Origin of the sequence: Streptomyces sp. NPDC002785, assembly GCF_040295565.1 — a bacterium.
Lineage (GTDB): Bacteria > Actinomycetota > Actinomycetes > Streptomycetales > Streptomycetaceae > Streptomyces.
Genome location: NZ_JBEOVN010000001.1, coordinates 1 through 12,338 on the forward strand (window position 1 = coordinate 1; position 12,338 = coordinate 12,338).

Sequence of the window (12,338 nt, forward strand, 5' to 3'; positions counted from 1 at the left end):
CCTCGCCGTACCAGATCGCGGTCATGTTTCACGTGAAACATGACCGCGACCCGTTCCTCACTCCTGCTGGTCGAGCCTCCGGCGGCCTCAGTTCTGCGCGGTCCACCACTTCTTGAGCCTCTCGACCGCCACGTCATGCTCCATCGGCCCGTGCTCCAGCCGCAGCTCCAGCAGGAACGCATAGGCCTTGCCGATCACCGGCCCAGGACCGACCCCCAGGGCCTTCATGATCTCGTTGCCGTCGAGGTCGGGCCGGATGGCATCCAGCTCCTCCTGCTCCTGCAGCTGCGCAATGCGCTCCTCAAGCCCGTCGTAGGTCCGCGAAAGGGCAGCGGCCTTGCGCTTGTTCCGCGTGGTGCAGTCCGATCGGGTCAGCTTGTGCAGTCGCCCCAGCAGGGGCCCAGCATCACGCACATACCGGCGTACCGCGGAGTCGGTCCATTCACCGTCGCCGTAGCCATGGAAGCGCAGATGAAGCTCCACGAGCTTCGCGACGTCCTTGACCATGTCGTTGGAGTACTTGAGCGCGGCCATCCGCTTCTTGACCATCTTGGCACCCACCACCTCGTGGTGATGGAACGAGACGCGCCCATCCTTCTCGAAGCGCCGCGTCCTCGGCTTACCGATGTCATGAAGGAGAGCAGCAAGGCGCAGAACCAGATCAGGGCCGTCCTCCTCCAGGCCGATCGCCTGCTCCAGGACAGTCAGCGAATGCTCGTAGACATCCTTATGACGGTGATGCTCGTCACTTTCCAGGCGCAGGGCGGGGAGCTCAGGCAGCACCTGCTGCGCCAACCCCGTGTCGACGAGCAGCGCCAGACCCTTGCGGGGGTTGCCGGAGAGCAGCAGTTTGTTGAGCTCCTCCCGGACTCGCTCGGCGGAGACAATCTCGATGCGCCCGGCCATTTCCGTCATCGCCGTGACCACATCGGGGGCGACATCGAAGTCCAGCTGCGCGGCGAAGCGAGCAGCACGCAACATGCGCAGCGGATCGTCGGAGAACGACTCCTCGGGTGTGCCGGGAGTGCGCAGTACACGCTCGGCCAGGTCCTCAATACCGCCGTGAGGATCGATGAAGTCCTTCTGCGGAAGCGCTACGGCCATCGCGTTGACCGTGAAGTCACGACGGACAAGGTCTTCCTCGATGGAATCGCCGTAGGACACCTCGGGCTTGCGCGAGGTCCTGTCGTACGCCTCCGACCTGTATGTGGTGACTTCGATCTGATAGCCGTCCTTCTGGACGCCCACGGTGCCGAAGGCGATCCCGACCTCCCATACCGAGTCGGCCCACGGCCGGACGATCTTCAGTACGGCCTCGGGGCGGGCGTCGGTCGTGAAGTCCAGGTCGTTCCCGAGCCTGCCGAGAAGCGCATCCCGGACCGAGCCGCCGACCAGGGCGAGACTGAATCCGGCATCCTGGAAACGGCGGGCGAGGTCGTCGGCGACCGGGGACACCCGCAGCAGTTCACTGACTGCGCGGTGCTGCACCTGGGTCAGGGCACGGGAGCTGTCTTCATTGGCGTTCGACACAACAGAAAAGGGTACGTGCCCGGACCGGCCCGGTCGTCCTGGTTTCGTCCCGCCCTGCGAGACTCTTCCGATCATGTAGCGGACTCCCTAGCACTTGGCACCCGCGCACATCGTTACCATGCGGGGACGCAGCAACCGACAACCATCGACAGCAGCTGACAACGACGAGGGACGGGTAGGCGCGTGGCCGAGGCGGCAGACATTCAGGGGATCGGTCCCTCTCCTGCCCGCCGGTGGCTGCGGCGCACAGCCTCCTTGATCATCGGGGCGCCGCTCGTCGTAGCCCTGCTGGCCGGACCGGCCGCGCCCACCGCACAGGCCGGCGGAACCGCCAAGGTCCCCACCGTCTCCGAAACAGTCAGTGTGTCCTTGAACACCGTCGCGCCGAGCGCGCCGGTGAAGGGGGACACCTTGACCATCTCCGGCACCGTGACCAACAAGGGCAAGGACACGATCAGGCAGGCGAAGGTCGACTTGCGAGTGGGCCCGAAGCTCTTCGGCAGAACGTCGATCGACACCGCTGCAAAGCGCACCGGGTCCGTCCCTGGAAGCGACCCTGCCCCGCTCGGCGGCAAGTACACGGTGAAGTTCGCGAAGCTTCCTTCCGGGATAAGCCAGGACTTCACACTGTCCGTACCGGTCGGCAAACTGGGTCTCGGCGACGACGGCGTCTACCAGCTCGGTGTGTCGCTGTCGGGGCAGACCCCCCAGGCCCGGTACGAGCAGGTGCTGGGGATCCAGCGCACCTTCCTGCCCTGGCAGGAAGAGGAGCGTGACTCCAAGACGAAGGTCACCTATCTCTGGCCGCTCATCGCATCGGCCCATGTCACTGCTGAGACCGGCTCCGACGATCAGCAGACGCCCGTGTTCGCGGACGACGACCTCGCCGCCGAACTCGCTCCGGGCGGACGCCTCGAACAGCTGGTCTCGCTCGGCAGTCAGCTGCCCGTGACATGGGTGATCGACCCTGATCTGCTGGCCAGCGTCGACGCGATGGCGAGGAACTACCGCGTCAAGTCCGGCGACACCACTGTCGCCGGGAAGAACCAGGCCGTCGCAAAGAAGTGGCTCGCCTCACTGGAGGCCGCGGTCTCGGACGGCAAGGTCATCGCGCTGCCGTTCGCCGACCCTGATCTGGCGTCCATCGCACACCGTGGCAAGAACGTGTCGGGCACCCTCAGCCACCTGCAGACCGCCACGGAGGTGGCCGGGACAACGGTGCAGACCATCCTGCATGTGAAGCCGTCGACCGACTTCGCGTGGCCCGTCGACGGGGCGATCGACCCGTCGATCGTCGATGTCGCCACTTCGGCGGGTGCCCACAAGGTCATCGCCCGCAGCGACAGCCTCGAGGAGACCGGCGATCTGCCGTACACGCCGACCGCGGCCCGGCCGATCGGCGGCGGCACCACCGCGGTGGTCTCCGACGCGCGGCTCTCCACGGCCTTCCAGGGCGATATGTCGAAGGCGGGGAATTCCACCCTCGCCGTGCAGAAGTTCCTCGCTCTGACCCTCGCTCTGACCGAGCAGGACACCGACGCGGAACGAAGCATCGTCGTCGCACCTCAGCGGATGCCGACGGTCGCCCAGGCCCAGTCGATGGCCGTCGCCCTGCACGCCCTCGATGACGAACGCTGGACAGAGCCTCTCGGGCTCGTGGACGCCGCCGAGGCGAAGCCCGACGCGGACGCGACAACCAGCGTCCCCGGGTCATCGCAGTACCCGAAGAAGCTCCGCAGCCAGGAGCTGCCCACCCAGGCGTTCCAGGACATCAAGTCCACCCAGGTCTCGCTCGACAACTTCCAGGTCATCCTCACCCGGCCCGAGCGGGTGGTGACCCCCTTGGGCAACGCGGTCAACCGGTCCATGTCGACGTCGTGGCGTGGCAGGCCGCTGGAGGCCCAGCAGTACCAGGACTCGGTACGCACCTATCTGCAGGGCCTCATCAACGAGGTTCAGCTCATCTCGAAGTCGGACGTCACCCTGTCCGGCCGCAGCGCCACGATCCCGGTGACCGTGCAGAACAGGCTGTTGCAGGGCGTGGACCATCTGGTGCTCCGGCTGAAGTCGGAGAACGCGACTCGGCTCAAGCTGAACGACGGCGGAGCCGTGGCGGAGCAGCCGATCCGGATCTCCGGCGGCCACAGCCAGTCCGTGAAGTTCGACGCCGCGGCCAACGTCAATGGCCAGGTGCAGATGACCGCCCAGCTTTACACCGAGGACGGCACACCGTACGGCGGAGAGATGACCTTCACCGTGAAGGTCTCCGAGCTCACCCCGACCGTGCTGCTGGTGATCGCCGGTGGACTGCTGCTTCTGGTCCTCGCAGGCATCAGGATGTACACCCATCGCAAGCGTGCCAACGCGGGCGGCGCGGCCGGGGACGACGGTGGTGAACCCGAGCAGCCGAGTGACCCGACCCCGGACACCGGTCCGGAAAGCGGGGAGCCGTCAGGCTCGGGTGAGAAAGTGGAACGTTGAGCGATGTGTGTCGTGGCCTGTCGGCCGGGGACGATGAGGTGGGGTTTCGATGAACGCGCCGTACGACGGTGACCGTGGTCAGGGTGCGGGCGGAGCGGGGTCTTCCGGCGGGCCCCCGATGCCGCCCGGACCGGGCCAGTTTCCGCCGACGCCCGATCCGTACGTGCAGGCCGCGTACGACCACGATCCCTACCGCGCCCAGGATCTGTCCGTCCAGGACCCGGTGGCCGAGGCGCTGTACGACCGCGCCGCGCACCCGCCGCCGCCCCCTGGCACCTACCAGCAGCCCCAGCCGCTCTACCAACGGCCGCCCGCGGCGCAGTACGCACCCGATCCACGGATCTGGGCGCAGACCCCGCCGCCCGAGCCCGACGGCCCGTCGAAACACCTGCCCTACGGCGATGACCCGGCGAGCACCCAGTTCGTCGGGGTGGACGATCTCGTCAGCCAGGCGTCCCAGTCCCGCGAGCAGCCGGATGCCTTCGCGCACCTGCTCCGGGACCAGCAGGGCCCGGCAGGACCCGCCCCCGTTCCGGCCGAGCCCGAGCCTGCCCCGGCCCCGGCGCCCGCACCGCCCAAGTCCGGTGGCCGCGCCTCCGGCCTGCTGAAATCCAGCGCGGTCATGGCGGCCGGCACGCTCGTGTCCCGGCTCACCGGGTTCGTCCGCAGCCTCGTGATCACCGCTGCTCTCGGTGCGGCACTCCTCGGCGACAGCTTCACCATCGCCTACACACTGCCGACGATGATCTACATCCTCACCGTCGGCGGCGGGCTGAACTCGGTCTTCGTTCCCCAGCTCGTCCGTTCCATGAAGGACGACGAGGACGGCGGCGAGGCCTACGCCAACCGGCTGCTGACCCTCGTGATGGTCGCGCTCGGTGTGATCGTCGCGATCGCGGTCTTCGCCGCTCCGTGGCTGATCCACATGATGTCGCCGACGATCGCCAGGGACGCGGCCGCCAACAGCGTCGCAGTGACGTTCGCCCGGTACTGCCTGCCGACCATCTTCTTCATGGGCGTGCATGTCGTGATGGGGCAGATCCTCAACGCCCGCGGCAGGTTCGGCGCGATGATGTGGACCCCGGTCCTCAACAACATCGTCATGATCTTCACGTTCGGCATGTTCATCTGGGTGTACGGCACCTCCGCCGAATCCCAGATGGGTGTTCAGACGATTCCGCCGGAGGGCGTCCGGCTCCTGGGTATCGGCACGCTGCTCGGTCTGGTCGTCCAGGCCCTGGCCATGATCCCGTATCTGCGTGAGGCCGGCTTCCGTTTCCGGCCGCGCTTCGACTGGAAGGGACACGGGCTCGGCAAGACGGTCAAGCTGGCCAAGTGGACCGTCCTGTTCGTCCTGGCCAACCAGGCAGGCGTGATTGTCGTCACTCAGCTCGCGACCTCGGCGGGCAAACTGTCCGGCAAGGACGGCACCGGCTTCCTCGCTTACTCCAACGCCCAGCTCATCTGGGGCATGCCGCAGGCCATCATCACCGTGTCGGTCATGGCGGCCCTGCTGCCCCGCATCTCCCGCGCCGCCCACGACGACGACCCGGGCGCCGTCCGCGACGACATCTCTCAGGGACTGCGGAACTCGGCCGTGGCGATCGTGCCGGTGGCCTTCATGTTCCTCGCCCTCGGCCTGCCGATGTGCACCCTGCTGTATGCCTCCGCGGGTACCGAAGCGGCCCGGTCCATGGGCTTCATCCTCATGGCATTCGGTCTCGGCCTGATCCCGTACTCCGTGCAGTACGTGGTGCTGCGAGGCTTCTACGCCTACGAGGACACCCGGACGCCCTTCTACAACACGGTCATCGTCGCCGCGGTCAACGCGGCCGCCTCGGCCCTCTGCTACGTGATCCTGCCGGCCCAGTGGGCCGTGGTCGGCATGGCTGCCTCGTACGGACTCGCCTACGCCGTCGGCGTGGGTATCGCCTGGCGACGGCTGCGCAACCGGCTGGGCGGCGATCTGGACGGCGCCCACGTCGTCCGCACCTACGCCCGCCTGTGCCTGGCCGCCATCCCGGCAGCGGCGCTCGGCGGCGGCGTCGGCTTCGCTGTTCTCCTGGGCCTCGGCGAAGGCGCCTTCGGCTCACTCGTCGCGCTGATCTGCGGTGGGGCCGTTCTGCTGGGCGTCTTCTTCGTCGCGGCCAAGCGGATGCGGATCGAAGAGATCAACGGCATGGTCGGCATGGTCCGAGGGCGGCTCGGGCGCTGAGGATCAACGGCCCGCACAACCATCACCGCCCTTTGCGTGTCGTGCATAGCGCCGGAGTGTGGGCACAATTGGCGTGACTGTGCAGAGCTGGCTGGCATCGCGCAACGGATGGGGAGGCAGGAACGACGGTGGCGGAACGTAGCACGGCTGCCGTCGACGTGGCCGACAACAGCGGTGATGAACCGCTGGCCGCCAAGGCGGACGAGGCCACGACCGACGGGACGGCAGAAGCTCAGGACACAACGGGCACAAAGCCGCAGGATACGGACGGTGAGCGCATCAGCACCGAGGCCACCTTGCCGACCCCGGATCTGCACAGCGGGCACAAACTCGCCAGACGCTACCGGCTCGAAGAGTGCGTCACCCGTCTGGACGGATTCAGCAGCTGGCGCGCTGTGGACGAGAAACTGCGCCGCGCGGTGGGCGTTCATCTGCTCCCCGCCGACCACCCCCGAGCCCGCTCCGTGCTGGCCGCAGCCCGCTCCTCCGCCCTGCTCGGCGACCCGCGCTTCGTGCAGGTACTCGACGCGGTGGAGGAGGACAACCTCGTCTACGTCGTCCATGAGTGGCTCCCTGACGCCACCGAGCTCACTTCCCTGCTGGCCTCCGGGCCGATGGACGCGCACGACGCGTACCAGCTTGTCAGCCAGGTCTCCCAGGCCATGGCAGCCGCGCATCGAGAAGGTCTCGCGCATCTGAGGCTGACCCCGGGCGCGGTGCTGCGGAGCTCGACCGGGCAGTACCGGATCCGCGGCCTCGCGGTGAACGCCGCCCTGCGGGGCATCACCGCCGACGGTCCGCAGCGTGCCGACACCGAGGCTATCGGTGCTCTTCTCTACGCAGCGTTGACGCAGCGCTGGCCGTACGAGACCGATGCCTATGGCCTGCCCGGGCTACCCAAGGGAGTGGGGCTGATCGCCCCTGACCAGGTGCGGGCCGGTGTTCACCGCGGCCTCTCCGAGCTCGCCATGCGCGCACTCGCCAATGACGGCGCCACTGCCTCCCGGCAAGAGCAGCCGTGCACTACCCCGGACGAGCTGGCCAAGGCCGTTGCTGCGATGCCTCGCATCCGTCCTCCGGAGCCCACGTTCACGGCGCCCCCGGAGTATCAGCGCACGACCTACCAGCAGGGCACCTACGGACGCCCGCCCACGTCCCCCGGCGCCACCCAGCCCGTGATCGCCGTGCCACCGGCCCCGCTCCAGAGCCGCACCGGCAAGGCCCTCAAGTGGGCGGTGTCTGCGCTGCTCATCGCCGCCCTGGGCCTCGGTAGCTGGCAACTCGCTGAGACACTCCTCGACCGCAGAAACGACTCCGGGACTGAGGACACCACGCAGACCACCCCGGAGAACGGCGACAACAAACCGCGCCCCGCAGCCAAACCGCTACGGATCGCCGGTGCGACGGAGTTCATGCCCAGCGGTTCCGGTATAAGCCAGAACGACGCACCCATGGCAGTCGACGGCAGCTCCAGCACTGCCTGGGTCACACCGCGCTATGTGGGCTACGCGAACTTCGGCAACTACTCGAACCGCAGAGAGGGCAGCGGCATAGTCGTCGACCTGGGCAGCGTCCGGAACGTCACCGGCATCAAGGTCCAGATGTACCGCAGCGGGCAGAAGGCCGAGGTCCTGGCAGCTGGTGAGAACGCCTCCGCCCCGTCGTCCCTCTCGGACTTCTCCCGGCGGCTCACGAAGCTGACAACGACGGGAAGCGACCTGAACGAGAGGTTCACCGAGCCCGTACGAACCCGTTATGTCCTGATCCATGTCACCGAACTACCGTCGGATGGATCAGCTGACGGCTACCGGGGCGGGATCTCTGAGATCTCTGTACTCGGCTGACTGGTCAGGCCGGTGAGAGCCACGCTACCGCCGGCCTGCCCTGCGACTGGACCGGGACACCCGCATCCCGGCACCGGACTCCTGGGTATGTGCCGCGCTCTGCCCTTGCTCACCCGAACGTGATAGACAGACGCACCTTGACGCAGAGAGAGGGAGGGAGGGGGAGGTGGCCGCCGAGCCGTCGGAACCACTCAGCGACTCAGACCTCCTCGCTCGCCATGTGGCCGGTGAACCCGACGCCTTCGGCGAGCTCGTACGACGCCACCGCGACCGGCTGTGGGCCGTGGCACTGCGGACCCTGGGCGATCGCGAAGAAGCCGCCGACGCCGTCCAGGACGCCCTGGTCTCCGCCTTCCGGGCCGCCCACACCTTCCGAGGCCAGTCCGCCGTCACCACCTGGCTGCACCGCATCACCGTCAATGCCTGCCTCGACCGGGTCCGCAAGGCCGCCACCCGCAAGACCTCTCCGATCGATGACACCGAACGGTTCGAGCAGCTCCTCGAGCCGCACGAATCCGCAGACGCACCGGCGGAGCGCCAGGATCTGCACCGCGAGCTCCTGGCCGCACTCGCCACTCTCCCCGCCGAGCAGCGTGCCGCACTTGTCCTCGTGGATATGCAGGGTTACCCCGTGGCCGAGGCGGCACGCATCCTCGATGTGCCGACAGGCACCGTGAAGAGCCGCTGTGCACGGGGCAGAGCCCGGCTGGCCCCTCTGCTCACTCATCTGCGCGGCAAAGGCACAGAAGCCGATGAACCAACCGTGGGAAGGAACCGGACGCCGCGCGCATCCGTCCCACCGGCATCAGGGCCGAGGGATGCGGGGGCAAGCGATCCTGCTGCGGTGAAGGGCGGAGGTGGGCGCACATGACATCAACGACCGACACGACCCAGCACCCGGATGTCTCGGAGATCTCCGATCTCACGGAAGGGTTGCTCCCGCCGTCACATGCGGCAGAGGTACGCAGCCATGTGGATGACTGCGAACTCTGCGGTGATGTCCATGCCTCACTCATAGAGATCCGCGAGCTGCTCGGCACTGTGCCCGCGCCACAGCACATGCCCGACGACATCGCAGGCCGCATCGACGCCGCACTCGCCACCGAAGCCCTCAGCACCACGGCGCCCGCTGATTCGGCACATGTTTCACGTGAAACAGAACTGTCCCTGGCACAGAAGCCGGGCGCAGAGCTCAGTTCCTCGGACCGCCCCGCAGGGCATCCCAGGGCGACCACCGGCCCTGGCCGTCAACCGGTCCGACGCCGCCGGACAGCTGTACTCGGCGCCGCTCTCGGTGCAGCCGTGGTCGGTGTGAGCTTCTTCATGCTGCAGAACGTCCAGCCGTCCCAGGAGGACTCCTCCCTCAAGGCGGCGGACCACGGCTCAGGCTCAGCGGCAAAAGGCGCCGCAGCTTTCTCAGAGTCCACGCTTGAAGGCCGGGTGCAAACGCTCCTTCTGAGTGCTGGCACGAAGCGATCAGGTTCAGACGGTGTCGGCACTGAGAAGCAGGCGCCATCCGTCGAAGCGCAGTCGACGCCCAAGAGTCACCCTCCCGCGTCCGAGTCAACTCAAACGCCATTGCGCGCACCCGTCGTGTCAGTCCCGAGCTGTGTGAAGCAGGGCATCGGACGGAAGACTGCGGCCCTCGCCGTGGAAGAAGGCACCTACGAAGGCTCAGATGCTTTCCTCGTCGTGCTGCCTCACCCCTCTGACGCGACCCGCGTCCAGGCGTATGTCGTCGACGCGGCCTGCGTCCGGGAGAAGCCCGCTGCCAAGGGGAAGCTACTGCTGACCCACGCCTACGCTCGCCCCTGAGAATCGCGCCGGACGCCGCCCCGGCACGCCGGGAATGCATCCCCCGTAGGATCCGTTGGGTGGGGTGAGAGTCGTTGAACCGACCCCAGTAAACGTTGACAGTAGGCAGTCTGCAGAGACGAGGAAGAAACCCGTGAGCGACGCCCGTAATGTGATCATCATCGGCTCCGGCCCTGCGGGCTACACGGCCGCCCTTTACACCGCACGTGCCTCGCTGAAGCCGCTGGTGTTCGAAGGCGCCGTCACCGCAGGCGGCGCGCTGATGAACACCACCGACGTGGAGAACTTCCCGGGCTTCCAGGACGGGATCATGGGCCCGGAGCTCATGGACAACATGCGTGCCCAGGCTGAACGCTTCGGCGCCGAGCTCGTCCCCGACGATGTCGTCTCCGTTGACCTCACCGGAGAAATCAAAACGGTCACCGACACGGCCGGTACGGTGCACCGCGCCAAGGCCGTCATCGTGACAACCGGCTCCCAGCACCGCAAGCTCGGCCTGCCCAATGAGGACGCCCTCTCCGGACGTGGCGTCTCCTGGTGCGCCACCTGTGACGGCTTCTTCTTCAAGGACCAGGACATCGCCGTGGTCGGCGGCGGCGACACCGCGATGGAGGAGGCGACCTTCCTCTCCCGCTTCGCGAAGTCGGTCACCATCGTCCACCGCCGCGACTCGCTGCGTGCCTCCAAGGCCATGCAGGACCGAGCCTTCGCCGACCCGAAGATCAAGTTCGCCTGGGACAGCGAGGTTGCCGGAGTGCACGGCGAGCAGAAGCTGTCAGGCGTGACCCTTCGGAACACCAAGACCGGCGAGACGTCCGAGCTCGCGGTGACCGGCCTGTTCATCGCGGTGGGCCACGACCCGCGCACCGAGCTCTTCAAGGGCCAGCTCGATCTCGACGAGGAGGGCTACCTCAAGGTCGAAGCCCCCTCGACGCGCACCAACCTGACCGGCGTCTTCGGCGCCGGTGACGTCGTCGACCACACCTACCGGCAGGCCATCACCGCTGCCGGGACGGGCTGCTCGGCCGCTCTCGACGCCGAGCGCTTCCTCGCTGCGCTCGCCGACGACGAGAAGGCCGCTGCGGCCACCGTCTGATCCACGCCTCACCCCACACCCCAAGAAGTTAAGGAGGCCGCCGTGGCCGGCGCCCTGAAGAACGTGAACGACGACTCCTTCGACGAGGTCGTCCTGAAGAGCGACAAGCCTGTGCTGGTGGACTTCTGGGCCGCGTGGTGCGGTCCGTGCCGCCAGATCGCGCCGTCCCTGGAGGCCATCGCTGCTGAGCACGGCGACCAGATCGAGATCGTCAAGCTCAACATCGACGAGAACCCGGCCACGGCCGCCAAGTACGGCGTCATGTCCATCCCGACCCTGAACGTGTACCAGGGCGGCGAGGTCGCCAAGACCATCGTCGGCGCCAAGCCGAAGGCCGCGATCCTCCGCGACCTCGAAGCCTTCATCGGCGAGTAGGACCGCAGTCCGCTGTTTCACGTGAAACGGGTCCATCCCCTCGGGGATGGACCCGTTTCACATTGTCGTGGACTCTCGGATCACAAGGGCCGCAGCGCCGGCTCCTTCTGGACGGCACCCAGCAACCGGTCCAGTGCCAGCTCGACGTCCTCCTTCCAGGAGAGCGTCGAACGCAGTTCCAGTCTCAGCCGCGGATGAACGGGATGCGGCCGTACGGTCTTGAAGCCGACAGCGAGGAGATGATCTGCGGGAAGCACACAGGCAGGCTCCTTCCACCGGGCATCGCCGAAAGCCTCGATCGCCTTGAATCCCCGACACAGCAGGTCCTTGGCGACGGTCTGCACCATGACCCGGCCCAGCCCCTGCCCCTGGTATCCCGGCACGATCCAGGCAGTCATCAACTGCACGGCATCGGGGGAGACGGGGCTCGTCGGAAAAGCCGTCGAACGCGGTACGTAGGCAGGCGGTGCATAGAGAACGAACCCCGTCGGCACATCGTCGACATAGACAACGCGGCCGCACGATCCCCACTCCAGCAGAACGGCCGAGATCCACGCCTCTTTTTCCAGCTCGGGCGTTCCCGCCTTTACTGCAGCTTCCCCGCTGACCGGATCAAGTTCCCAGAAGACACACGAGCGGCAACGCCTGGGGAGATCGGAAAGGTTGTCCAGTGTGAGCGGTACGAGCCGACGCCCCATGAAAGCTGTTCCTCGCTTCCTTCGCCCGCCGCATCGCGTGCGACAGCCAGTGCACTCCGTTCAAGGAGCAGGCTGCCGACGAACCCTCCGACAGCCCCCAGGCCCAGCCCCACTGTCACCAGTCGGCTGCGGCTCACTGATCGCATGGCCCTCCCTCCGCCGGGGTGGCTCAAGCCGGATGTGCCATACCAGAACGCATCGTATCCACCCAGAGATGAAGCCGACACTGAGAGAAAGCAAAGGACGGGCTGTGTTCCGGTGGATGCCGGAACACAGCCCGTCCC

9 protein-coding genes are annotated in these 12,338 nt (G+C 67.2%); 7 read left to right on the forward strand and 2 right to left on the reverse strand.

Annotation, left to right across the window (positions count from 1 at the left end):
• Positions 1-87: 87 nt before the first annotated feature.
• On the reverse strand, positions 88-1,530 hold the full coding sequence (locus ABTZ94_RS00005; protein WP_351195854.1) for a CCA tRNA nucleotidyltransferase: 1,443 nt from the start codon (positions 1,528-1,530) through the stop codon (positions 88-90).
• Positions 1,531-1,713: 183 nt separating this feature from the next.
• On the opposite strand from ABTZ94_RS00005, the gene ABTZ94_RS00010 reads away from it, so the two are divergent.
• From ABTZ94_RS00010 to trxA, 7 genes are all read left to right on the forward strand, one after another.
• Positions 1,714-4,011: a DUF6049 family protein gene (locus ABTZ94_RS00010; protein WP_351195856.1), complete on the forward strand. Its 2,298-nt coding sequence runs from the start codon at positions 1,714-1,716 to the stop codon at positions 4,009-4,011.
• Between the two features lie 49 nt (positions 4,012-4,060).
• The gene (murJ, locus tag ABTZ94_RS00015) at positions 4,061-6,226 is read left to right on the forward strand and encodes a murein biosynthesis integral membrane protein MurJ (RefSeq protein ID WP_351195858.1); all 2,166 of its coding nucleotides are present in this window, start codon (positions 4,061-4,063) and stop codon (positions 6,224-6,226) included.
• A 128-nt stretch (positions 6,227-6,354) separates the two neighbouring features.
• Entirely contained in the window at positions 6,355-8,070 is a 1,716-nt protein-coding gene (locus tag ABTZ94_RS00020; RefSeq protein WP_351195860.1) for a protein kinase family protein, read from the forward strand.
• Positions 8,071-8,236: 166 nt separating this feature from the next.
• Positions 8,237-8,941 carry an RNA polymerase sigma factor SigM gene (gene sigM / locus ABTZ94_RS00025; protein WP_351195862.1) on the forward strand — a complete coding sequence of 235 codons (705 nt, stop codon included), beginning with the start codon at positions 8,237-8,239 and terminating at the stop codon, positions 8,939-8,941.
• Positions 8,938-9,885 carry an anti-sigma factor family protein gene (locus ABTZ94_RS00030; protein WP_351195864.1) on the forward strand — a complete coding sequence of 316 codons (948 nt, stop codon included), beginning with the start codon at positions 8,938-8,940 and terminating at the stop codon, positions 9,883-9,885. Before sigM ends, ABTZ94_RS00030 begins: the two co-directional genes overlap by 4 nt.
• A 133-nt stretch (positions 9,886-10,018) precedes the next feature.
• Positions 10,019-10,981 (forward strand): thioredoxin-disulfide reductase, encoded by a 963-nt coding sequence (gene trxB, locus ABTZ94_RS00035; RefSeq protein WP_351195866.1) that lies wholly within the window; start codon positions 10,019-10,021, stop codon positions 10,979-10,981.
• A gap of 42 nt (positions 10,982-11,023) precedes the next feature.
• Complete coding sequence (gene trxA, locus ABTZ94_RS00040) at positions 11,024-11,356, forward strand: thioredoxin (protein ID WP_351195868.1); 333 nt, start codon at positions 11,024-11,026, stop codon at positions 11,354-11,356.
• 80 nt (positions 11,357-11,436) lie between these two features.
• On the opposite strand, the gene ABTZ94_RS00045 is transcribed toward trxA, so the two are convergent.
• Positions 11,437-12,054, reverse strand: a complete 618-nt coding sequence (locus tag ABTZ94_RS00045) for a GNAT family N-acetyltransferase (RefSeq protein ID WP_351195870.1) — start codon at positions 12,052-12,054, stop codon at positions 11,437-11,439.
• Positions 12,055-12,338: the final 284 nt, after the last annotated feature.

Excerpts from the sequence above, each read along its gene's own strand:
- ABTZ94_RS00030 (WP_351195864.1), top strand. The coding sequence starts at position 8,938 with ATGACATCAACGACCGACACGACCCAGCACCCGGATGTCTCGGAGATC.
- ABTZ94_RS00045 (WP_351195870.1), bottom strand. The coding sequence starts at position 12,054 with ATGGGGCGTCGGCTCGTACCGCTCACACTGGACAACCTTTCCGATCTC.
- murJ (WP_351195858.1), top strand. The coding sequence starts at position 4,061 with ATGAACGCGCCGTACGACGGTGACCGTGGTCAGGGTGCGGGCGGAGCG.